Genomic DNA, 21,229 nt, shown 5'->3' with positions numbered 1-21,229 from the left:
ATGCGTAGAGGAACACTCACCCTGCGTGGCATAGCCGGGGCGGCTGTCCTCGCCGCGCTCCCCGTCGTCGTCACCACACCCGCGCACGCCCACGACGAAGGCAAAGTGCATGCCACGGTCACGCCGTCCAGCGCGGACCCCGGGGCCAAGGTCGAGATCAGCGTCACGGGCTGTGACGGGACGACCGGGTCGGCCGGGTCCGGCGCGTTCACGGGGGACGCGAAGCTCACCGGCAGGGACGGCGACAAGTACGCGCTGAACGGCTCCGCCAAGATCAGGGACGGCGTCGAGGGTTCGTACGACGTGACCGTCATCTGCGACGGCCACCCCCACCAGGGCGTGGGCACCGTCCAGGTCGGCCGGCACCAGCAGGAGCCCGTCTCGCCGGTCCGCGCGGGCGGCGGCGGCACCGCGCAGCTTGCCGCGCACAGCCAGGAGACGGGGCCCGGCACCCGGCACGCGGTGATCGGCCTGGTGCTCGCCGGGGTGGCGGCCGTGGCCGTGGCGTTCCGCAGCGTCCGCCGGCGCCGCTCCGAGTGACGGGTGGCGGCCGACGTGTCGGGCCATGAGAAGCCGGCGGGGCAGCCGGCCGGGCACGGGCGATTCCTCACCGGGGTCGCCTGGGCGCTGCTGCTCGTGGGGCTCTGGCTGTGGGGCAGCGAGATCACCGACGTACGCGGCGGTGTCTCGGAGCCCACGACCGGTGACGTCGCCGCGGTGGGCCGGCCGTTCGGTGTCGAACTCCCGGACGCGCACAAGCCGTTGGGCGCCGCCAAGCCGCAGCGCGTGGATGTCCCCTCGCTGAAGGTGCGGGCACCCGTGGTCGTCCGCGGGCTCGATCAGGACGGCGCCATCGATCCGCCGCCGTTCGAGGAGGCGGGCTCCGTCGGCTGGTACGGCGGCGGCGCACGCCCCGGCGCCGCGGGCACCTCCCTGTTCGTCGGCCACGTCGACACCGAGACGCGCCCCGCGGTCTTCTACGACCTCAGCGCCATGCGGCCGGGCGAGAAGGTCCGGGTGGCCCGCGACGACGGCTCGGTCGCGGAGTTCACCGTGGACGACGTCCAGGTCCTCAGCAGGGACCGCTTCGACGCGAAGAAGGCGTACGGCCCCCACGAGGAGGGCCGCGCCGAACTCCGCCTGATCACGTGCGGCGGCACGTTCGACCGGGCGAGCAAGACGTACTCGGCGAACGTGGTGGTGTCCGCCTACCTCACCGGGGTGGGGCCGTAGGGGTGGCGCCGGGGCGCGAGGGCACTCCCGCCGCGCTCGCGCCCACGGTGACACCCCTTGCGGCCCCTTCCCGGACGGCCCGCAGGCCAAGGCCTCCGAAGACCGCCGCGAACACGGCCCACAACAGGGCGTGCGAGGCGACCGAGAGGACGCGGAAATCCCACAGGAGCGTCGCGTCGACCGGGACCGGGTCGGGGTTGTCCGGGAGCAGGAAGAGCGCGGCGAGGACGGCGACCGTCGTGAGGGCCGCCGCCATCTGCCGCACCGGTACGGATCTGGCCGACAGGCGTACGTACACCTGCCGGGCCAGGAACATGCCGAGGACGCCGATCGCGACGGAGGCGAGCCACAGCGCCTGGCGCTCGCCGACCGTGCCCGAGTCGCCGACGCCCGGCGGGTTCGCCGGGTAGCGCAGACCGGGCAGCAGGGAAACGGCGAGGAAAGCGGCTCCCGCGAAGGCGAGGGCCCGCGGCCACGGGGCCGCGTGCGGATCGCGGCGGTGCACCAGGGCGTACGCCACGGCGAAGAGGACGCCGATGGCCAGACCGGCGACGACCGCGGAGACCACGAGCCCCGCGTGCTGCGTGGAGCGCGTGAACAGCTCCTCGTGGTGCTGCGCTGCCTGAGCGGCACCGTGCGCGTGCTCCTCGGCCGCCGCGCGCTTCTCCTCGGCGCGGATCGCCCGGTCCATCAGCGGCTCGGCGAGGAGCAGGGAGAAGAGACCGGCCGCGAGGCCCGCCGCTCCTCCCGCCACGAGACCCCGGCCGAGCAGGGGCAGGACAGGTGACGACGGGGGAGAGGACGCAGGGGATGGCATGGCGCCGTGTCCGTCCCCGGTCAGTGGCACGGGGCACCGAAGAGGTGCCTGCCGTCGTGGGCGAACTCGTGGAGATAGCTGCCGGTCGCGGAGATCAGCGAGCCGTTGTCGAAGAAGACCGCGTAGAGCGCGATCAGCGCGATGATGACCGCGGCCGAGGCGATGAGCCAGTCGCGGGTGCGGACCGTGGCGGCCTGGACCGCCGTGCTTTCGGTGCCCGATGCCGCGGTGTGCAGTGACATGTCGAAGCCTCCTCTGGGGTTTCCACGCCCCGAAGCAGGAGTGCGACGGCTCAGTTCCTGACTCCCGCACGCCAGGCGGGCGTCCGGTCACAGTGGCGGGCCCGCCCCGGAATCGCACCGGGTTCCTGTCAACCATCGCCTCGATGTATGGACTTGTCGCCCGGAGAGTCCCAGTTGGTCATGGACACTGTCAATGGAACCTGTATCAGGACAACCCGGCCCGGTCGGCGGCCCGCTCCCCCCGGAGCCGTCGACCGGGCTGGTCCTCGACCGCGCGCGCACGAGCTGCGGGAGTAACCCGGCGCCGGCGCGGGAGGTTCGGTGGCCAACCCCGCATGTGCGGGATGGACGATCAGGCCGGGGGCTTGGGCCGTTGTGACGACTCTAGAACGGATGAGCGCCGCAGCCTAGGGGTGGATTGACGCCAAGTCGTGATCCGCTTTCTCTCTGTGATCATCGCAGGTGATGATGGTCCTCGGAGTGGCCGTCAGGAAGGTTCGGACCAACTGCCGCGCAGTGCGGCGTCGTCGAGCGATCCCTTGATCACTTCGGTGGCGACCACCTCCATGACCAGGCGTTCTCTGCGCGCGTACCGCCGCAGCGCGTCAAAGGCCTCGTCCACGCCGGTGTGCCAGCGTTCGGCGAGTATGCCCTTGGCCTGTTCAATGCGTATACGGCTGGTCAGAGCGCCCTGGAGCTGTATCGCGAGAACCCGATACTCCGTGTAGGCGCGGTGGTTGTGCAGACCTACCGCGGCGGCGTCGGCGATCGCCTGCGCCAGACGCAACTCCCCGTCGGTGTGGCGGGTCCGGGAGTTCTCGGGCACGAAGACGTTCAGCGCGCCGAGCAGTGTCTCGCGCTGCCGCAGCGGGACCGCGTACGTCATCCCGATGCCGCGGCGGCGGGCCAGCGCCGTGAACTCCGGCCAGCGGTCGGCGGGTTCGTCCGCCGCGAGCCGCACGGGCGGCACCGCGAGGCCCGTGCCGAGGCTCTCCACGCAGGGCCCACCGCTCTGTTGGGCCCCGAGCAGGTCGAGCGCCAGGTCCCGGGGGTGGCCTCCGGCGGCCACCCCCGGCGTGCCGGTGCCGTCGAAGATGACTCCGGCGGCGGTGGCGTCGAGCAGCTCCACGCAGTGGCCCGCGACCCGGCTCAGGTAGCGCTCCGGGTCGAAGTCGTCGTCCAGAGTATTGGTGGTCTCCACCAGGACCTGGGCCAGCCGTAGTTCAGAGGTGTGATCCCGCATGATCTCCTCCCCAAGAGCGCCACCCCGCGCACTGCGCCTACCCCCGGGCGCCGCGCTGTAACAGGTATCCAACAGCTCTCCGCAGCGGACGGGCGGGCCTCGTGGGCCGGGAGTGCGTATGTCAGGATTGAGAATCGGACAGTGCACCCAAGGGGGAGTGGATGTACCACAAAGGCACCGGCCGCGGTCATCGGATCGCGGCCCGGGGGGTGAAGGCTGCGGCGGCGTTTGCGGGGGCTGCGCTGCTGCTGTCGGGGTGCTCCTCCGATGACGGTTCGGGCAACGAGGAGTCGTCGGGAAACCCGGTCAAGCAACAGCCGAAGGGCACCGACCCGTACTGGGTCAACCCGGACGGGAACGCGGCCAAGCAGGTCGCCACGTACGAGAAGGACGGCAAGAAGGACGACGCCGAGCTGATCCGCAAGATCGCTGAACAGCCCGTCGCGGAGTGGATCATCCCGGAGAACGCGGAGGACCAGGCGCGCGGCTTCACCGAGGCCGCCCAGAAGGCCGACCGGGACGCCCTGTTGGTCCTCTACAACATCCCGCACCGCGACTGCGGCCAGTACTCGGGCGGCGGCGCGGCCGACGGCAACGCCTACCGCACCTTCATCGACCAGGTGGCGAAGGGCATCGGTGACCGCAACGCCACGGTCATCCTGGAGCCGGACGCGGTGCTCCACATGGTCGACAACTGCACGCCGGAGGAGTTTCACGAGGAGCGGTACGACCTCCTCAAGGGCGCCATCGAGAAGCTCAAGTCCCTGAAGAACACCAAGGTGTACCTGGACGCGGGCAACGCGGGCTGGAAGAACCCCGACTCGCTCTGGGAGCCCCTGAAGTGGTCGGGCGTCGAGCAGGCCGACGGCTTCTCGGTGAACGTCTCGAACTTCCAGACGACCGAGGCCAGCACGGAGTTCGGCAAGAAGCTGTCGGCGAAGATCGGCAACAAGCCGTTCGTCATCGACACCGCGCGCAACGGCAACGGCGCGTACACCAAGGGCAAGGACACGTGGTGCAACCCGCCTGGCCGCGCGCTCGGCGAGGCGCCCACCACCAAGACGGGTGACCCGCTGGTCGACGCGTATCTGTGGGTCAAGCGACCCGGTGAGTCCGACGGAACCTGCCGGGGTGGCCCGAAGGCTGGGGCCTGGTGGCCCGAGTACGCGCTGAAGCTGGCGGAGGGCGCCAAGTAGCGCCCCGTCAGGGGCGCGGGGAACTGCGCGAGCAACCACGAAAGAGCCGCAGTCGCATTTGCCAGGATCACGGCAGATGCGACTGCGGCTTTTCGCGCGCTGAGCGCGCAGTTCCCCGCGCCCCTTACGGGGCGCTGCTTACGGAATGTGGACCCACTGAGCCTTGCTCGGGGTGCCCTGGTCGTCCGTCACGAACAGCATGTACCAGCCGGACTCCACCAGGCTCCGCTCCTTGGGGATCGTCACCGTGACGCCGTCCGCCGACTTCTTCAGGTCGAGGGCGACGGACGTCTGGTCGATGTCGGTGACGTGCGTCGAGGCGCTCGGCCTGATCAGGCGGGCCGTCTTGATGGACGAGGCGTGCTGGGTCCGATACGTCCCCGACCCGCCCCGCTTGATCTCCTCGGGACCGCCGGAGAGCGTGGGCTGCGAGCCCTGGTAGAGGTACGGCGGGGTGTAGATCTCGATGCGCTGCTCGAACTCTCCGGGCTTGGTGTTGGCCTTGTCGGAGTAGAGCGAGTCGGAGCCGAAGAACATCACGCGGCCGTCGGGCAGCAGGATCGAGCCCGAGTGGTAGTTGCGGCCGACCTCCGGGTCCGCGACCCGCCGCATGTTGCCGGTCTTGGCGTCGTAGATCCGCGCCTGCTTGATGTTCGAGTCACCGCGGCCGCGGTAGTCCTCGGAGCCGCCGGATATGAGCACCGTGTCGTCGGGCAGGGTCGAGGCCTGCGGGTAACGGGTGCCCTTCTCCAGCTCGGGTCCGTCCTCGAACTTCGGGTTGTCGTCCAGGAGGTCGACGATGCGGGTCTTCTTGCTGGACTTCTTGGACTCGCCGACACCGCCGCCGCCGACCACCATGTACTTCTGGTCCTGCGCGGGCGGCAGCTCCACCGTGTTGGAGGTCTCCAGGAGGTTCGGGTCGCTCATCCCCGGAATCCCCTTCCAGCTGCCCTTGGTCTCCAGGTCCCAGGTGCCGGGCTTGCGGCCGACGTCGTCAGGGCCGTACCCCGCGTTCGAGCCCGAGTAGAAGAGCCTGCCGCTCTGCAGCTGGAAGACGGCCGGGTAGGTCGGGAACTGGCGGACCTGCTTGGTGTAGGTCCACTTCTTGGTCTTGGGGTCGTACAGCTCGTTCTTGCCCGGGACCAGCTGGCCGATCTCGTCGAGGCCGGAGAGGCTGAGCACCTTGCCGTCCGAGAGCGTGGTCAGCGTGGGGTACCAGCGGGCCTCGTTCATCGGGTCGACCTTGATGTACTTCTCGGCGACCGGGTCGAACTCGAAGGCGTCCTTGATCCCCTGGAAGTCCTTCTTGTCCAGGGCGAGCTTCTGCGCGATGCCGTACGTGTTGCGGGTGGCGGCGCCCTTGAGGCCCTGCACGCGGTAGTTGTCCTGCGTGCCGGTCTCGTGCTTCGTGCCGCTCTGCTGCGCCTCCACGTACACCCGGCCGAGGCCCGGTTCGTTGCGCACGAACGCGCCGGTCTGCTTGTCGAAGACCTTCTTCGCGCGCTCGACGACGACGGGGTCCTTGGAGACGAACGTCTTGCCGTTCTTCTTGCCGGTGAACTTCGTGCCCGCCGGCAGCGTGATCGGACTGTCCGGGTCTTCGTTGTGCACCACCATCAGGCCGCCGGCCTTGGTGATGTCGCCCTTGAGCTTCTCGTAGCGCTGGGTGCCGCCGGCTATCAGGAGGTTGCCGTTGGCGAGCTGGGTGTGGCCGGTGCAGAAGAGGTCGACGGGCGTCTTGATCTTCTTGATCGTGTTCTTGACCGGGTCCCACAGGCGGGTGTCGAACTTCTTGGCGTCGAAGTTCTTCTGGTTGTTGCCGGAGCCGGCGACCAGGAGGATCTTGCCGGTGTGCAGGAGCGCCGCGTGGATGGTGTTCTGGCGGTACTCCTCGGGGAAGTTCACGACCTGCCAGTGGCCGTTGTCGGCCTTGTACTCCGGCTTGTTGATCTTGTAGTCGTGGTACTTCTCCGAACCCACGCGCCACAGCCACGGGCCGTTCATCCCGGCCAGCGCTATGACCACCGCCGCGCCTATCGCTATGCGGCGGGCGCGGCGGCGGCTGGAACGGTCCTTCATTTCTTACGTCCCCCAAGGGCGATCTGCATGGTCTGGTCGTTCGCCGCCCAGCTGGGCTTCTGCTGCGGGGCGTGCGGTGCCTGCGGACTCTGATGCGCCTGCGGCAGCTGTGCTGTGGCGTCCTCGCCGTCGCGCTGCTGCGGCACCGTCGGGCCCCCGCCCGGCGGTGGCCCCGAAGGACCTCCCCCGTGCCGCGACTTGCTCTTCTTCTTGTCCTGCCGCATGCCCCAGCGCCAAGCGAAGATCGGCGCGGCCGTGATCAGGAGGGCGAACGTGGCCCAGATGATCATCGCCGGGTGGACGTGGTCGAACACGAACGCGGCGGCCATCGAACCGGCGAAGACCAGGATGAAGAACAGGTGGATCCGGAAGGTGCCGAACAGGGTGTCCGGGCTCGCCGAATCGCCCTTGGGCGTCACCACGAACTTGCTCTTGCGGCGCAGCACGGCGTCCAGGAGGGAGCGTGCGTAGACCGGTGCGGACAGGGCCGACATCACCATGCCCGCGATACCGCCGGAGCCCTCGGGCTCGTGCGGCGAGACGTTGTGGCGGCGGTTCCAGATGTAGAGGCCGATCTGCAGCGCCGACGCGTTGCCGTACAGCATCAGCCAGATCGTCGGGTCGATGTTCACGCCCGATGCGCCCATGCCCAGGAACAGCGCGCAGGAGAGCGCGGCCAGGATCCAGTTCATGGCGGACATCGGGTAGAAGATGACCATCATCGTGTAGTTGAAGAGCCGGCCGGGCGGCAGCGAGAACGGTGCCTTCCAGAACTGCTTGAGGATGGTCTCGTACGTTCCGCGCGACCACCGCAGCTGCTGCGTGAAGAAGTCCGTCCAGGCGTTGGGGCCCTCACCGACCGCGAGCACGTCCGGGGTGTAGACCGACTTCCACTTCTTGCCGGTCCTCGGGTTCGTGGCCCGGTGGATCTCGAAGCCGGTCGCCATGTCCTCGGTGATCGAGTCGTACAGACCGCCGATCTGCTTCAGGGCGCTGATGCGTACGGCGTTGCTCGTGCCGACGAACATCGGGGAGCCGTAGGCGTTGCCCGCGCGCTGGATCAGGGCGTGGAAGAGGAACTGCTGGGACTCGGCGGCCTTGGTGATGAAGTTGTCGTAGTTGCCGTAGACCTGCGGGCCGATGACGAAGCCGACGTTCTCGTCGCGGAAGAAGCCGAGCATCCGCTCGAGGTAGTTGGGCATCGGGACGTGGTCGGTGTCGACCGATGCGAAGTAGTCGTAGTCGCTGCCGTGCGCGTCCAGCCAGGCGTTGTAGTTGCCGTGCTTGGTCTTGGCGCGGTGCGGGCCCTTGCTCATGTTCCACTTCGCGACGCCCTTGCGGGAGAAGTGGTGCACGCCGAGCCGCTGGCAGACCTCCTTGACGGCGGGGTCGTCGCCCTCGTCGAGGAGCCAGACGTGCATGAGGCCGCGGTGGCGGATCTTGACGGCCGCCTCCAGCGTCTTCGTGACCATCTCAAGGGGTTCCTTGCCGGGCACGAAGGAGGTGAGGAAGGCGACGCGGGTGCCGGTCTCGGGCACCACGGGTATCGGGTCACGGGCGACGAGCGTGGCGTGCGCGTTCGAGAGCACGTTCATACAGCGGAAGAACTCGATCAGACCGATCGAGACGAGCATGACGATGTCGAGCGTGGGCAGCCAGTCGTTGGCGACGTAGTCACGCTTCGTCCAGTGCGTCGGCTGCAGCAGCCAGGCGAGCAGCACGAGCGAGAGCAGCGGCGCGGCCCCCAGCATCAGCGCGGCTCTGATCCGGTGCGGCTCCTGCGAGAGCAGGGAGCGGTACTGCACCTTGTACGGCTTGGTGGGATCAGGCTGCGTCAGCGGGCCCGCGAGACGGCTGTAGTGCTCGTAGTCGTACCTCGGCAGGGCCTTCTTGATACGCCGGAACCCGCCCGTACGGTGCGATGGCACCCGCAGCTGGGTCGTCTCTGACGGGTCGTTCGGCCGGGCGCCCGTCGGCGTCGACGTCATGAGTCATCCCCCCGCACGCGGTCCCCCGCGTGTTCGTTGGTCCTTCCGCCCGGTCAGATCCCCCTCGACCTTCACGGACGCATCAGTGGCAGGCCACCGTCCCCTTAGACATGGAACAGCTACCTTCCGGTTGCATGATGCCCCCCTCGGCATCCATTCATGAAAGGGACCCCCCGTCCCTTCCCCCGTGGGCGCCGGTCGGCAGGGCCCCCAACTGCCCCGCACCGCCTGCCTCATGAGAGCCAGTGGCTCCAGCACAAGGTTCTACGCCCGTTGCCATGATCGCAAGAGCGAAACAAGGTGTTTACCGGTCATACGAGCGATTTGAGTTGCCTGTTGAGGCGGGAGCGGTCAATCGCGTTCGAATATTACCGAAGTGTTCCCGTATCGCCCGCTCGGCCCGCAGTACATCGCCGGATCTGACCGCGTCGAGGATCTCCCGGTGCTGGCGGCAGGTGACCTTGGGGTCGTGCGGAACGTCCACCAGGTCGGTTCGTACGTTGTGGAAGGCGTCCCAGAACGCTTCGAGGACCTCGCCGAGCAGTGGATTGCGCAGACAGCGGTAGAGAGTGGCGTGAAATGCTCGGTCGGTTTCGGTGTGAACCGCGCCCGGCCGGCCGTTGCGGCCGTCGTCCGCCGCCGTCTCGCTGTCCATCCGGTCGACGAGAGCGTCCAGTTCGGCCAGATCCGCGTCCGGGATACGTCCGGCGAGGCGCGCGATGAGCCCGGTCTCCACGGCCTCCCGCAGCTCCAGGAGCTGGAGCAGGCTGTCCTCGCCGCGGTAGTGGCCCGCCACCGTCCGGAAGGTGAGGCCCTCGATCATGGGAGCCATCGACATGGGTCCGACATATGTGCCGAAACCGTGCCGGATTTCCACGATGCCCATCGCCTGGAGTGCCTTGAGGGCCTCTCGCACGGAGTTCCGACTGACGCCGAGGCGTTCCATCAGTTCGGGCTCGGTGGGCAGAGAGGCGCCGGAGGGCAGCCGCTGGTCGATGATGAGCTTCTTGATCCGCTCCTGTATGTCGCGCGCCATGGCGCAACGGTAGCGGTACCCGCGCCGGTGGAGGCACGACGAAGGCCCCCCGCGTGAACGGGGGGCCTTCGCTGTCTGTGCGCCGTCAGGGACTCGAACCCCGGACCCGCTGATTAAGAGTCAGCTGCTCTAACCAACTGAGCTAACGGCGCGCGCTGACCTGGAGAACTCTACCGGACTCCGGCGGGTGCTCCGGACCATCCCGGCCCGCGCGGGCGCGCGGAGCCGCATTGCCGGGAGCGGCCCGGGAGTGGCCCCGGGGGCAGCGGGGGAGGCGAATGCGGGGCGGATCCATCATTCGGACCGTCAACATGCGATATCGCCCGACAGTTGAGAAGCTGACGACTGTGCAGATGCGACGCAGGCATTCTTTCCTGGAGTGTGAGGGGAATCGCATGGAGGTTGCTCCGGTATTCGAGGAATTCGATCCCGAGAGCGACTGCGACTGCCCCGGATGTATTCACTGGCGACGCGCCATGACCCACGCACTTCCCGTACGAGAAGGCGGCCACCCGGCGGCGCACGGAGCGCGGCGCGCCCTCGTCATCGCCGCGGCCGCGGGCACCGTGCTCGGCGGCGGCCAGGCGCTTCCCGCGGCGGCGGCCCCCGGGACCCCGGGCATTCAGGGGGCTCCGCTGGACGAGGACCCGGTACCCGGGAGTCCGCAGGGCGACACGAGCGCGCTGCACGGAGCGCCGGGAACGCCGGGCGCCCCGGGCCCCGCGACGTCGGCGGCGCGGAGCACGACGCGGGCCGCGATCCTCGCCCGCGCCAAGAAGTGGGTCGCTGCGAAGGTGCCGTACAGCATGGACACGTACTGGTCCGACGGTTACCGGCAGGACTGCTCGGGCTTTGTCTCCATGGCCTGGAATCTCGGCGGCAATGAATGGACGGGCAGCCTCTCCGCGTTCGCGGTGCGCATTACGAAGAGCCAGCTGCAACCCGGCGACATCCTTCTCTTCCACAATCCGGCGAACCCCGAGAAGGGTTCGCACGTGACGATTTTCGGCGGCTGGGCCAACGCGGCGCACACGCAATACGTCGCGTACGAACAGGCCCGCCCGAGCGCTCGCAAGCGGACGACTCCCTATGCCTATTGGAGCAATGGGAGCCGCTATCTGGCGTACCGCTACAAGGGGGTGAAGGGGGGAGCTCCGGGTGGCTCGGGGCCGAGCACGGGGACGCGCTACCCCGGCGCGGGCTCGTTCGGTCCCGGCGCCGACAACAAGTACGTCACCCAGCTCGGCAAGGCTCTGGTCGGCAGGGGCGGCGCCCGCTTCTACACGTCCGGTCCCGGCCCGCGCTGGAGCGACGCGGACCGCAGGGCCACGCAGGCGTTCCAGCGGGCGCAGGGCTGGACCGGCGCGGACGCGGACGGTCTGCCGGGGCCCGCGACCTGGTCGTACCTGATGACGGGCAAGGGCCGTGACATCCCCCGGGCGGGGGCGGGCGCGGGCGGCACGCAGGGCAAGGCGCCCGCGTACCCCGGCCGGGGGGTGTTCCGCCCCGGCCAGTCCAGCCCCTCGGTCGAGAAGCTCGGCAGGCAGCTGGTGAAGAAGGGCTTCGGCAAGCACTACGCCCAGGGGCCCGGCCCGCGCTGGAGCGAGAGCGACCGCCGCAACGTCGAGGCGTTCCAGCGGGCGCAGGGCTGGCGAGGGGCGGCGGCGGACGGGTATCCGGGGCCGGAGACCTGGCGGCGGTTGTTCGCATGAGCCTGGTGAGTGGAGCGGCACGAGTGAGGTCGGGGCGCAGATGTGACCGGGTCGCTGGTGTGACTGGGGCGCGAGTGGGACCAGGGCACGGATGTGACCGGGTTGCGTATGAGATCGAGGCACGTATGAGGCGGAGGCAAGGATGAGTGCGACAGCGGCATCACGGTCACAGACCCCCCAGCCCGAGGAACCGCAGGTCGCCGGCGCCCCCGACTCGACGCCCGCCCGTCCGCCGCGCCTGATCCACAGCGAGGCCACCACCGAGATCCCCATCCACCTGCTCTTCCGTGACGACCCCGGTGAGCCCGGGGTGTCGCTGCCGCCCGCCGTGGTGCGGCGCAGGCAGGGCACGGGGGAGCAGCCGCGCACCGCCCGGCGGCCCGCTCCTCCGGTGGCCCGCCCCCTGCCCGAGGTCGACCCGTCCCTCGGTGAGCGCCCCGCGTCCGTGCTGCCCGGTGCGGTCGGGGTGCTCGGCGGGGCCGCGGGCGTCGCCGGGTGCGCGGCCGCGCTGTGGTGGGCGGGGGTGCTGCCCGAGCCGGTGGCGCAGGCGGCGGGGCTGCCCTGGTCCGACCAGGACGACGCGTACGCCGGGCTCGGCCTCGCGCAGTGGGCCTCGCTCGCCGGGTCGGGTGCGCTCGCGCTGTTCGGGTTCGGGGGTCTGGCGCGGGGGCGGGTCGGCACGGCGTGGGTGCTCACGCTCTTCGGGCGGTACCGCGGCAGCGTCCGCCGCACCGGGCTGATGTGGGTCAACCCGCTCCTCCTGCGCCGCCGCGTCGACGTACGCCTGCGGCACTGGCGCAGCGAGCCGATGCCCGCGGTGGACCGGGGCGGGGTCGCGCTGCGGGTCGTCGTCCTCGTCGTCTGGCGGGTCAAGGACGCGGCGCGGGCGACGCTCGGCGTCGCCGACCACCAGGAGTACTTGCGCGAGTGCGTCGAGGCGGCGACGGCCCGCGTCCTGTCCCGCCTTCCCGCCGACGCCTTCCACGACGACACCCCGACCCTGCGGGACGCCGACGCCGTCGGCGACGCGCTGACCCGGATGCTCGCGGTGGAGGCCGAGCCGGTCGGCATCGAGATCTTCTCGGCCCAGCCGACCCGGATCGAGTACGCCCCCGAGATCGCCGACACCATGCGCCTGCGCCGGGTCGCCGCCCTGGACGCACGGCACCGCGACAGCGTGCTCACCTCGGTGGTGGACTCCGTCGAGGACACGGTGACCCGGCTGACCACCCGCGGCCTGGTCGAGCTCGACGACTACGAGCGCAAGGCCTTGGTCAAGGACCTGACGGTGGCGTTCTATACGGGGCATGGAGACCGCTGACCACACCGCTGACCACGACACCCCCACCCTCGCGGCCCTCGCCCGGGACGCCCGGAGGCTGACCGCGGACCGGCCCCGCACCCTCCTCGGGATCGCGGGGCCGCCCGGCGCGGGCAAGTCGACGTTGGCGCGGGCGCTGGTGGCGGAGATCGGCGAGGGCGCCGCGTATCTCCCGCTCGACGGCTTCCACCTCTCGAACGATCAGCTGGAGCGGCTCTCCCTCACCTCCCGCAAGGGTTCGGAGCCGAGCTTCGACGTCCGCGGATACGTCGCGCTGCTCACCCGTGTGCTCCAGGACACCGGGCACGACATCTACGTACCCGATTACGACCGCACGCTCCACGAGCCGGTGGCCGCCCGTCACCGTGTGCCGCCGAGCGCCCGTCTCGTCGTCACCGAGGGGAACTACCTGGCCTGCGATCTGCCCGGCTGGCGCGACGCGCGGCGGCTCATGGGGGAGTGCTGGTACGTGCAGGCACCTGCGGAGGTACGACAACTGCGCCTTGTCGAGCGCCAGTTGGCGGGCGGGCGGACGGCCGACGGGGCGGCCGAGTGGGTGGCGACGAACGACAGCCCCAACGGTGACCTCGTGGAGAAGTCGCGCCGGCGCTGCGATCGGATCGTCTCCACTATTGGTATGGACATGTTCAACTACCGCCCATAATCTGGGCTTGGTCTAGACCGCAGCACTCGCTGCACCCACTGCTCTCACTGCATCCGCAGTGCCGCAGGCGCGCGCACGGTTCACGGAACCCCCACGTTTCCCCTGGAGCGGCAGCATGCGAAACAAGAAGATGTACGCGGCCATGCTCGGCGCCACCACGTTCGGGGCCCTCGCGCTCTCGTCCGGTGGAGCGAGCAGTCACGGCTACACCGATCTGCCTGCAAGCCGCCAGATCAACTGTGCCAACGGCACGGTGAGCGGCTGCGGTTCCATCCAGTACGAACCCCAGAGCGTCGAGGGTCCGAAGGGCTTTCCCGCCTCCGGTCCGGCCGACGGCAAGATCTGCTCGGCGGGCGTCAGCGGCTTCGACGCGCTCAACCAGCCGAAGGCGCCGGGCGGCGGCGCCTGGCCGACGACCAGTGTGAGTGCCGGTCAGAACTACACCTTCCGGTGGCAGTTCACGGCACGCCACCGCACCACCGACTTCAAGTACTACATAACCAAGCAGGGCTGGGACGAGAGCAAGCCGGTGACCCGGGCCGCGCTCGACACCACCCCGTTCCTGGACGTCCCCTACAACGGACAGCAGCCGCCCGCCACGCTCTCGCACTCCGGGTCGATTCCCGGCGGCAGGAGCGGACACCACGTGATCGTCGCGGTGTGGACGGTCCACGACACGGCGAACGCGTTCTACGCCTGCTCCGACGTCAAGTTCTGAGCAGGGCTTGAGGCTCCACGGCACTCCCCGCGGGTAGGTTCTGCGCACGCCGTCCACGACCGGGACGGCGTGCGCAGAACGGCCATACCCAGCAACGCCCAGCAACACCGACTATCGGGGGACAGTCATGGAGTTCATGTTCGTCGCGGTGCCCGTGTTCATCGCCGCGGTGGCGATCGTGATGGCGGTCAAGGTGATCAGGCGCGCCCTGGAGCTGAGGCAGGCGTGGGCGAGCGGCCTGACGGCGGAGGCGCGCTGCCTGCGTACGTACACCACGACGAGGCGCCACAGCGACAGCAGTCACACCACCACGACGCTGCACCACGTCTACGAGTTCACGCCGTCCGCGGGCCGCCCCGTCAGGTTCGAGGAGGAGAACGGCCCCGCGACGACCATCGAGGGCGACTTCGTCACCGTGCACTACGCGGCCGACCGCCCCGAGAAGGCGACGGCGCACGCGCCGAGTCCCGTCAAGAACGCGGCGAGCACGATCGGCCAGCTCTGCTTCCTCGCCGTCATGCTCGCCTTCTGCGTCTACTTCACGGTGTCGGCAAACGACCTGTTCGGGTCAGACCTTCCGTAGTCACCCTCCAAATCTGACGGCCCATCAATTATGGTGCGCGGCCATGGAGTCCACCGGGAGTACCGTCGCGGAACTCGTGCAGGCCCGCTGGGGCGACCACCGCCCCGGGCTGCGCTTCGAGCACCAGGAACTCACCCACCACCAGGTCGCGGCGGGCGCGGCGGCCAGGGCGGCGCTCCTCGCCGACCTGCTGCCGAGAGGGGCCGAGCCGCACGTCGGCGTCCTGCTCGACAACACCCCCGAGTACCCGCTGTGGCTGAGTGCGGCGGCGCTCGCGGGTGCGGCGGTTGCGGGCATCAACCCCACGCGCAGGGGTGCGGAACTGGCCCGCGACATCGTGCACACGGAGTGCCGGGTCCTGATCACGGAGCGGGCGCACCTCCCGCTCCTTGACGGCCTCCAACTCCCGGGCGTACGAATCCTGGTGACGGATACGGACGCGTACGCCGAGCTGCTCGCCCCCTACGCACAAGCGCGCCCGGAGATATCGCGGGCGGCGACACCGGCGAGCCGCATGCTGCTCTACTTCACCTCCGGTTCGACGGGGGCGCCCAAGGCCGCGATCTGCAGCCAGGGCCGCCTCGCGGCGGCGGGCCAGTCCCTCGTGAGCCACTTCCGGCTCGGGCCGGAGGGCGTCCACTACATCTGCATGCCCATGTTCCACGGCAACGCGGTGATCGCGGACTGGGCGCCCGCGCTGGCGGGCGGGGCGGGGGTGGCGCTGCGGCGCCGGTTCTCGGCCTCGGCGTTCCTGGACGACGTACGGGCTTATGGGGCCACGTACTTCACGTACGTGGGCAGGGCGGTGCAGTACATCCTGGCGACGCCTGAGGGGCCCGACGACACGGAGAACCCCCTGCGGATGGGGTTCGGCACGGAGGCCGGGGCGGTGGACGCGGAGCGTTTCGAGAAGCGGTTCGGGGTGCGGCTCGTCGAGGGGTACGGCTCATCGGAGGGCGGCGCGGCGATCCAGCGGACGCCGGGGACGCCGGGCGGGGCGATCGGGCGCGGGGCGCCGGGGGACGAGTTGGCGGTGGTGGACCCCGTCACGAGGGAGGAGTGCCCGCCCGCCGTCTTCGCGGCGGACGGACGGCTCCTGAACGGGGACGAGGCGATAGGGGAGTTGGTGAACAAGGGCCGGACGCCCTTCGAGGGGTACTGGCGCAACGCGGAGGCGGATGCGGCGCGGCTTCGGGACGGGTGGTACTGGACGGGGGATCTCTTCTACCGGGACGGCGAGGGGTTTCTCTACTTCGCCGGGCGCACGGACGACCGGCTCCGGGTGGACAGCGAGAACCTGGCGGCGGCGATGATCGAGGGCATTCTCGCGCGGTGGGAGGGGGTGGCGGCGGTCGCGGTGTACGCGGTGCCGGATCCTGTGGCGGGGGACCAGGTGATGGCTGCGGTGTGTCCGCGGGCGGGGGTGTCCTTCTCTCCGCTGGCCTTCGCCGAATTCCTGCTGTCGCAGCCGGACCTGGGTACGAAGATGGCGCCCCGCTTTGTGCGGGTGGCTCGGGAGATGCCGGTGACCGCCACCAACAAGGTGGCGCGGGCCGCCTTGCGCGGGGAGGGGTTTCGCTGCGGGGATCCTGTGTGGTGGCGTCCTGACCCCGGGGCGGGGGCGTACCGCCGGTTCACCCCGGCGGACGAGTCCGCGCTGCTGGGCCAGTACCGGGCCCAGGGGCGGGAGGGGTTGCTGCCGGGCTCGCATGGACCTCTCCCGCCCACCCGCGCGTAACCCCGCGTCCGACCCTGCACGAACAGGCCTTTCCCGCCCACCCACCCGTTACCCGGTAGTCGGCCCCGCCCGCCCCCCCCCGGCATACCGTGGGCCCCATGGCCAGGGAGAGCGTAAGAGTGGCGTTGGGGCGGCGCAGCTATCTGGGGAGCAGCGCGCCCGGCAGGGCTGTGGCGTACCTGGTCGGGGGCGTGCTGCTCGGCATGTTCGTTCTCGTGGGCGCGCTGGCCCTGGCCCTCCTCGGCGGGGTTCTTGTCGTCGTACTCGTCGGGATCCCCCTTCTCGGTCTTCTTGCCTTCGCCGGTATCCCCGTCGCCGCCCTCGAACGCCGCCGCCTCACCCTCGTCGACCCCGCACCCCCCGCCCCCACCCCTCACCGGACCCCCGAAGCCCCCGGCATCCCCGCCTGGTTCAAGCTGCGCGTCAAGGAGCAGGCCACCTGGCGCGAGCTCGCGTACACCGCGCTTCTCGCCCTGGTCCTGTGGCCCCTCGACCTCCTCGTGCTCGCCTGCACCCTCGGCGCCCCCGCCCTCCTCATCGGCGCCCCGGCCCAACTCGCCCTGGACGGCGGCGAGATCCGCGCCGCCAAGCTCTGGCTCGTCAGCGACTATCCGCACGCCTTCGCCACCGCCCTCCTCGGTCTGGCCCTGCTCGCCCCGCTCCTCTATCCCCTCGGCGCCTACGCCACCGCCCGCGCCGCGCTTGCCCGCCTCCTCCTCGCCCCGCGCGAGGCCGAGTTGACCACTCAGCTGGCAGAAGTGACCCGCTCCCGGGCCCGCCTGGTCGACGCCTTCGAAGCCGAACGGCGGCGGATCGAGCGGGACCTGCACGACGGGGCCCAGCAGCGCCTGGTCGCGCTGACCATGACCCTGGGCCTCGCCCGGCTCGACGTCACCCCCGGCAGCCCCCTCGCCGCCCAGCTCGCCACCGCCCACGACGAGGCGGGGAACGTATTGACCGAACTGCGCGAGCTCATCCGGGGCATTCACCCCCAGGTCCTCGTCGACTACGGTCTCGCCGCCGCCATCGAGGACGCGGCCGAACGCTCCCCGATCCCCGTCGACACCGACCTGGACGGCCTGCCCCGGCTCCCCGAACCCGTCGAATCCGCCGGGTACTTCACCACTCGCGAGGCCCTCACCAACATCGCCCGCCACAGCGAAGCCCCCCGCGCGCACATCACCGCCCGCCATGAGGACGAAACCCTCCGCATCGACGTGCGCGACAACGGCAAGGGCGGTGCCGATCCCGGCCGCGGCACCGGTCTCACCGGCCTGGCGGACCGCATCGCGGTGCTCGATGGCACACTGACCGTCACCAGCCCGCCCGGCGGCCCGACCGTACTGTCCGTGGAGATCCCGTGCCGATCCCAGCAACCCCGAGCCCTCACCACCGACTGAGGATCGTCGTCGCCGAGGACAGCGTGCTGCTCCGCGAAGGTCTCGTCGGCCTGCTCACCCGCTTCGGACACGAGGTGCCCGCCGCGCTCGGCGACGCGGAGGGGCTGCGCGCCGCCGTCGGGGAGCACGAACCGGACCTCGTCCTCACCGATGTACGCATGCCGCCCACCTTCCAGGACGAAGGCCTGCGCGCCGCACTCGCCCTGCGTGCCGAACGGCCGGAGCTCCCGGTCCTCGTGCTCAGCCAGTACGTGCAGCGTTCGTACGCCGCCGAGCTCCTGGACACCGGCGAAGGCACCGGCGTCGGCTATCTCCTCAAGGACCGGGTAGGCCAGGTCGAGCAGTTCGCCGACGCGGTGACGCAGGTCGCGGCGGGCGGCACGGTCGTGGACCCGGAAGTCGTACGGCAGTTGATCAGGCGCCGCCGCGACCCCCTCGAACAGCTCACGCCGCGCGAGCGCGAGGTGCTCGGCCTGGTGGCCGAGGGCAGGTCGAACGCGTCGATCGCCGCCGAACTCGTCGTCAGCGAGGCCGCGGTGGGCAAGCACATCGGCAACATCCTGGGAAAGCTCGACCTGCCGCCGGCGGACGGCACCCACCGCAGGGTGCTCGCCGTCCTCGCGTACCTGAGGGCCTGAGCAGCCCGGACAGCCCGGAAAGCGTGCACTGGCCACCGGTCTGTCGATTACGATCCTGAACCATGAGCACGTCAGACCAGATACGGGCAGGCCTCACGCCGCGCCAGGCCCGGCGCATACGGATCGCCGCGGCCTCGGTGCTGATGGCCGCGGCGGCCGTGGTGCTCGCCGTGCGCCTGGCGAGCCGGTCGTCCGTCCTGGTGGTGGGGGTGTACGGGCTGCTGCTCGTCCTCTGCGGCCTGGTGATCGAGCTCAGCAGGCGCGGACGGACCCGGCTCGGCAGCTATCTCCTCGCCGTCGGCCTGGTGGCCGCGCTGCTCATGGACTGGGTGGTGCTTGCCTGACCGGCACGCGGGCGGCGGTCGGCGCCTCGCGCAGCCCGTACCGCTGATGGATCCTCCGCAGCGGCGCCGGCGCCCACCAGGCACGGCGGCCGAGCAGCGTCATCGTCGCCGGGACGAGGAACATCCGGACCACGGTCGCGTCGATGAGCACCGCGAGCGTCAGGCCGAGCCCGATCTGCAGGATCGGTGAGAAGCCGCCGGTCATGAAGCCGCCGAAGACGATCGCGAGCAGCAGCGCCGCACAGCTGACGACACGGCCCGAGCGGCGCAGCCCCTCTACGGTGGCGGCACGGTGGTCGCCGGTCTCCAGCCACGCCTCCCGCATCCGGGACAGGATGAACAGCTCGTAGTCCATGGCGAGTCCGAACGCGATCGCGATGATCAGCGGCGGCGCGGTCAGGCTCAGCGCCCCGAGCCCCTCACCGCCGAGCAGCCCCGCGCCATGCCCGTCCTGGAACACCCACACCACGACGCCGAGCGCGGCGCCCAGGCTGAGCAGGGTGGTGGCGAGCGTACGCAGCGGGAGCAGCAGCGAGCCGGTGAAGGCGAAGAGCAGGACGAACAGGGCGACCAGGACGGTGAGTACGGCCCAGGGCGCGCGCTCGGCGAGCATCGAACGGAAGTCGACGAGGCTCGCGGCGTTGCCGGTGACCCGGACCGGCTCGTCGCCGCGCAGGTCGCGCACCTGCTCCACGAGCCGGGTGGCGGCGGGGCCGTCGACGGAACCGGTCGGCGTCAGCTCCAGCAGGACCGTGCCGTCGGAGAGCCGCTCGCTGTCGGCCGACCTGATCCCGGGCAGGGCCCGGATCTTGTCCTCGCAGTCGGGTTCGGCGCCGGGCCCGATGAGCACCTGGACCGGGTCGGTGTCCGTCCCCGCCGGATAGTGCTCACGCACGGTGTCGTACAGCTGCCGCGCCTCGGTGTCGTGCGGGAGCTGCCGGGCGTCCCCGATGTTGATCCGCATCCCGAAGGCGGGCAGCGCGAGGAAGGTGAGCACGGCGACGGCGGTGCCGGCCACGGCCAGGGGGCGCCGGGCGGAGAAGAGGGCGAGGCGGGCGAAGAAGGCGCCGGGTTCGGGGGCGGGTGCGCCCCTGGTGCTGCTGCCTCGCCGCCAGATGCCCTTCCGCGGGGCGGACTTCGTCCCCGACGGCGCGATCTTGCCGCCGAACAGGGCGAGCAGCGCCGGAAGCAGCGTCAGCGCCGCCAGCATGTCGACGACGACCACCGCACCGGACGCCAGGCCCATGCTGCGCAGGAACGGGCTGGGGAACCAGACGAGCCCCGACAGGCTGATGGCCACCGTCAGGCCGGAGAAGAGGACGGTGCGTCCCGCGTGGGCGACGGTCGCGTGCACGGCCTGCGCCACGTCCTGCGTCTTCCCCCGCTCCTGCGCCTTCCCCCGCTCCTCGCGGAAGCGGATCACCATCAGGAGCGCGTAGTCGACGGCGAGACCGAGGCCGAGCATGGTGACGATCTGGACGGCGTAGACGGAGATCTCGGTGAACTGGCTGAAGCCGTAGAGGGTCAGGAAGGCACCGGCCACGCCGCTCACGGTGACCAGGAGGGGGAGCCCGGCGGCCCGCAGCCCGCCGAAGATGAGCAGGAGGACGATCAGTACGGCGGGCAGGGTGATCAACTCGGCCTGCGCGACGTCCTCCTGAGCCCTGCCTCCCATCTGCTCGCCGAGCAGCGGCCCGCCGCTCACGGCCACGTCACCGGCGGTGATTTCACGGAGGCGGTCGGCCGCGTCGCCGACGGCCTCCTCCTCGGCGTCGTCGTCGAGGCCGCCCTTGAGGACGACGGGGACGAGCAGGGCCTTGCCGTCCTGGGCGACAAGTCCTCGGGTGGTGTACGGATCCGGCACCTGGGCGATGCCCGGCTGCCTCCGTACGTCGGCCACGGCGTCGCCCACCTGCGCGCGGACCCGCGGGGACTCGACGGCCGGACCCGACACCGTGGCGCTGAAGTCCTCACCGTCCGGGGTGAGTTCGGCCAGGCGTTCCCCGGTGACGACGGACTCGCTGCCGGGGACGTCCTCGACCGACGACGTCAGGTCGCCGAAGACCCGGGTGCCGAAGCCGAGACCCAGGACGAGGAGAAGGAGCCAGATGAGGACGACGGTTCGGGGGCGTCGGGTCGCTGTGCGGGCGAGGGCGGCCAACATGGGCTCTGCCTCCTCCATGGACGGGGTCCGGGTCGCCCCTCAGCGTCGCCCTCCGCCGCGCGTGGCGGATCGCCGTGGCGGGCGGTCTTGCGCTCTCCCCCGAGCGGGGTAGG

At 70.6% G+C, this 21,229-nt stretch carries 19 protein-coding genes, 1 tRNA gene and 1 riboswitch; of the genes, 12 read left to right on the top strand and 8 right to left on the bottom strand.

Annotation, left to right across the window (positions count from 1 at the left end):
- Together ABZ833_RS17110 and ABZ833_RS17105 are read left to right on the top strand one after the other, a co-directional pair.
- Positions 1 to 540, top strand: coding sequence for a hypothetical protein (locus ABZ833_RS17110; protein WP_361047044.1), 540 nt, complete (start codon positions 1 to 3; stop codon positions 538 to 540).
- A 15-nt stretch (positions 541 to 555) separates the two neighbouring features.
- Positions 556 to 1,233, top strand: a complete 678-nt coding sequence (locus ABZ833_RS17105; RefSeq protein ID WP_361047041.1) for a class F sortase — start codon at positions 556 to 558, stop codon at positions 1,231 to 1,233.
- Here ABZ833_RS17105 and ABZ833_RS17100 read toward each other — a convergent pair.
- From ABZ833_RS17100 to ABZ833_RS17090, 3 genes are all read right to left on the bottom strand, one after another.
- A complete protein-coding gene (locus tag ABZ833_RS17100) occupies positions 1,214 to 2,050 on the bottom strand; it encodes a CbtA family protein (RefSeq protein ID WP_361047039.1) in 837 nt (278 codons plus the stop codon). The genes ABZ833_RS17105 and ABZ833_RS17100 overlap by 20 nt on opposite strands.
- 20 nt (positions 2,051 to 2,070) lie before the next feature.
- Complete coding sequence (locus tag ABZ833_RS17095) at positions 2,071 to 2,292, bottom strand: CbtB-domain containing protein (RefSeq protein ID WP_361047037.1); 222 nt, start codon at positions 2,290 to 2,292, stop codon at positions 2,071 to 2,073.
- Positions 2,293 to 2,321: 29 nt separating this feature from the next.
- A riboswitch (cobalamin riboswitch) is annotated at positions 2,322 to 2,444 on the bottom strand.
- A gap of 335 nt (positions 2,445 to 2,779) precedes the next feature.
- Complete coding sequence (locus tag ABZ833_RS17090; RefSeq protein WP_361047035.1) at positions 2,780 to 3,535, bottom strand: ANTAR domain-containing protein; 756 nt, start codon at positions 3,533 to 3,535, stop codon at positions 2,780 to 2,782.
- Between the two features lie 161 nt (positions 3,536 to 3,696).
- Here ABZ833_RS17090 and ABZ833_RS17085 point away from each other — a divergent pair, with 161 nt between their 5' ends.
- Entirely contained in the window at positions 3,697 to 4,731 is a 1,035-nt protein-coding gene (locus tag ABZ833_RS17085; protein ID WP_361047033.1) for a glycoside hydrolase family 6 protein, read from the top strand.
- A 138-nt stretch (positions 4,732 to 4,869) separates the two neighbouring features.
- Here ABZ833_RS17085 and ABZ833_RS17080 read toward each other — a convergent pair whose 3' ends face one another.
- The 4 genes from ABZ833_RS17080 to ABZ833_RS17065 all read right to left on the bottom strand — a co-directional run bounded on the left by ABZ833_RS17080 (position 4,870) and on the right by ABZ833_RS17065 (position 9,986).
- The gene (locus ABZ833_RS17080) at positions 4,870 to 6,810 is read right to left on the bottom strand and encodes a kelch motif-containing protein (protein ID WP_361047030.1); all 1,941 of its coding nucleotides are present in this window, start codon (positions 6,808 to 6,810) and stop codon (positions 4,870 to 4,872) included.
- A complete protein-coding gene (locus ABZ833_RS17075; protein ID WP_361047027.1) occupies positions 6,807 to 8,798 on the bottom strand; it encodes a glycosyltransferase family 2 protein in 1,992 nt (663 codons plus the stop codon). The genes ABZ833_RS17080 and ABZ833_RS17075 overlap by 4 nt, the downstream gene beginning before the upstream one ends.
- A 304-nt stretch (positions 8,799 to 9,102) precedes the next feature.
- Positions 9,103 to 9,834 (bottom strand): FadR/GntR family transcriptional regulator, encoded by a 732-nt coding sequence (locus ABZ833_RS17070; RefSeq protein WP_361047024.1) that lies wholly within the window; start codon positions 9,832 to 9,834, stop codon positions 9,103 to 9,105.
- Between the two features lie 78 nt (positions 9,835 to 9,912).
- Positions 9,913 to 9,986 (bottom strand) — tRNA-Lys (locus ABZ833_RS17065).
- Positions 9,987 to 10,229: 243 nt separating this feature from the next.
- Between ABZ833_RS17065 and ABZ833_RS17060 the strand changes: the two genes are divergently transcribed.
- The 9 genes from ABZ833_RS17060 to ABZ833_RS17020 all read left to right on the top strand — a co-directional run bounded on the left by ABZ833_RS17060 (position 10,230) and on the right by ABZ833_RS17020 (position 18,952).
- The gene (locus ABZ833_RS17060) at positions 10,230 to 11,546 is read left to right on the top strand and encodes a peptidoglycan-binding protein (protein WP_361047022.1); all 1,317 of its coding nucleotides are present in this window, start codon (positions 10,230 to 10,232) and stop codon (positions 11,544 to 11,546) included.
- A gap of 142 nt (positions 11,547 to 11,688) precedes the next feature.
- Positions 11,689 to 12,867: an SPFH domain-containing protein gene (locus tag ABZ833_RS17055; protein ID WP_361047020.1), complete on the top strand. Its 1,179-nt coding sequence runs from the start codon at positions 11,689 to 11,691 to the stop codon at positions 12,865 to 12,867.
- On the top strand, positions 12,854 to 13,531 hold the full coding sequence (locus ABZ833_RS17050) for a nucleoside/nucleotide kinase family protein (RefSeq protein WP_361047017.1): 678 nt from the start codon (positions 12,854 to 12,856) through the stop codon (positions 13,529 to 13,531). Before ABZ833_RS17055 ends, ABZ833_RS17050 begins: the two co-directional genes overlap by 14 nt.
- 115 nt (positions 13,532 to 13,646) lie before the next feature.
- The gene (locus ABZ833_RS17045) at positions 13,647 to 14,249 is read left to right on the top strand and encodes a lytic polysaccharide monooxygenase (RefSeq protein WP_361047014.1); all 603 of its coding nucleotides are present in this window, start codon (positions 13,647 to 13,649) and stop codon (positions 14,247 to 14,249) included.
- 127 nt (positions 14,250 to 14,376) lie between these two features.
- Positions 14,377 to 14,832: a DUF3592 domain-containing protein gene (locus ABZ833_RS17040; RefSeq protein WP_361047012.1), complete on the top strand. Its 456-nt coding sequence runs from the start codon at positions 14,377 to 14,379 to the stop codon at positions 14,830 to 14,832.
- 43 nt (positions 14,833 to 14,875) lie between these two features.
- The gene (locus tag ABZ833_RS17035) at positions 14,876 to 16,570 is read left to right on the top strand and encodes a long-chain-fatty-acid--CoA ligase (protein ID WP_361047010.1); all 1,695 of its coding nucleotides are present in this window, start codon (positions 14,876 to 14,878) and stop codon (positions 16,568 to 16,570) included.
- Between the two features lie 98 nt (positions 16,571 to 16,668).
- The gene (locus ABZ833_RS17030; RefSeq protein ID WP_361047008.1) at positions 16,669 to 17,970 is read left to right on the top strand and encodes a sensor domain-containing protein; all 1,302 of its coding nucleotides are present in this window, start codon (positions 16,669 to 16,671) and stop codon (positions 17,968 to 17,970) included.
- Complete coding sequence (locus ABZ833_RS17025; RefSeq protein WP_361047005.1) at positions 17,931 to 18,608, top strand: response regulator transcription factor; 678 nt, start codon at positions 17,931 to 17,933, stop codon at positions 18,606 to 18,608. Before ABZ833_RS17030 ends, ABZ833_RS17025 begins: the two co-directional genes overlap by 40 nt.
- 62 nt (positions 18,609 to 18,670) lie before the next feature.
- Positions 18,671 to 18,952: a hypothetical protein gene (locus tag ABZ833_RS17020; protein ID WP_361047002.1), complete on the top strand. Its 282-nt coding sequence runs from the start codon at positions 18,671 to 18,673 to the stop codon at positions 18,950 to 18,952.
- Here ABZ833_RS17020 and ABZ833_RS17015 read toward each other — a convergent pair.
- Positions 18,927 to 21,116, bottom strand: coding sequence for an MMPL family transporter (locus ABZ833_RS17015; RefSeq protein WP_361046999.1), 2,190 nt, complete (start codon positions 21,114 to 21,116; stop codon positions 18,927 to 18,929). The two genes, ABZ833_RS17020 and ABZ833_RS17015, sit on opposite strands and share 26 nt — an antisense overlap.
- Between the last annotated feature and the right edge of the window lie 113 nt (positions 21,117 to 21,229).

This window comes from Streptomyces sp. NPDC047525 (assembly GCF_040643025.1).
Classification (GTDB): Bacteria; Actinomycetota; Actinomycetes; order Streptomycetales; family Streptomycetaceae; genus Streptomyces; species Streptomyces durmitorensis.
Note: the sequence above shows the minus strand (reverse complement) of the source record. Positions and strands in the feature narration are given on the sequence as shown.

Coding starts and splice junctions, on each gene's coding strand:
- ABZ833_RS17100 (WP_361047039.1), bottom strand. CDS start 2,050: ATGCCATCCCCTGCGTCCTCTCCCCCGTCGTCACCTGTCCTGCCCCTG.
- ABZ833_RS17030 (WP_361047008.1), top strand. CDS start 16,669: ATGGCCAGGGAGAGCGTAAGAGTGGCGTTGGGGCGGCGCAGCTATCTG.
- ABZ833_RS17045 (WP_361047014.1), top strand. CDS start 13,647: ATGCGAAACAAGAAGATGTACGCGGCCATGCTCGGCGCCACCACGTTC.
- ABZ833_RS17015 (WP_361046999.1), bottom strand. CDS start 21,116: ATGTTGGCCGCCCTCGCCCGCACAGCGACCCGACGCCCCCGAACCGTC.
- ABZ833_RS17020 (WP_361047002.1), top strand. CDS start 18,671: ATGAGCACGTCAGACCAGATACGGGCAGGCCTCACGCCGCGCCAGGCC.
- ABZ833_RS17110 (WP_361047044.1), top strand. CDS start 1: ATGCGTAGAGGAACACTCACCCTGCGTGGCATAGCCGGGGCGGCTGTC.
- ABZ833_RS17050 (WP_361047017.1), top strand. CDS start 12,854: ATGGAGACCGCTGACCACACCGCTGACCACGACACCCCCACCCTCGCG.
- ABZ833_RS17075 (WP_361047027.1), bottom strand. CDS start 8,798: ATGACGTCGACGCCGACGGGCGCCCGGCCGAACGACCCGTCAGAGACG.
- ABZ833_RS17060 (WP_361047022.1), top strand. CDS start 10,230: ATGGAGGTTGCTCCGGTATTCGAGGAATTCGATCCCGAGAGCGACTGC.
- ABZ833_RS17090 (WP_361047035.1), bottom strand. CDS start 3,535: ATGCGGGATCACACCTCTGAACTACGGCTGGCCCAGGTCCTGGTGGAG.
- ABZ833_RS17070 (WP_361047024.1), bottom strand. CDS start 9,834: ATGGCGCGCGACATACAGGAGCGGATCAAGAAGCTCATCATCGACCAG.
- ABZ833_RS17055 (WP_361047020.1), top strand. CDS start 11,689: ATGAGTGCGACAGCGGCATCACGGTCACAGACCCCCCAGCCCGAGGAA.
- ABZ833_RS17040 (WP_361047012.1), top strand. CDS start 14,377: ATGGAGTTCATGTTCGTCGCGGTGCCCGTGTTCATCGCCGCGGTGGCG.
- ABZ833_RS17080 (WP_361047030.1), bottom strand. CDS start 6,810: ATGAAGGACCGTTCCAGCCGCCGCCGCGCCCGCCGCATAGCGATAGGC.
- ABZ833_RS17095 (WP_361047037.1), bottom strand. CDS start 2,292: ATGTCACTGCACACCGCGGCATCGGGCACCGAAAGCACGGCGGTCCAG.
- ABZ833_RS17085 (WP_361047033.1), top strand. CDS start 3,697: ATGTACCACAAAGGCACCGGCCGCGGTCATCGGATCGCGGCCCGGGGG.
- ABZ833_RS17035 (WP_361047010.1), top strand. CDS start 14,876: ATGGAGTCCACCGGGAGTACCGTCGCGGAACTCGTGCAGGCCCGCTGG.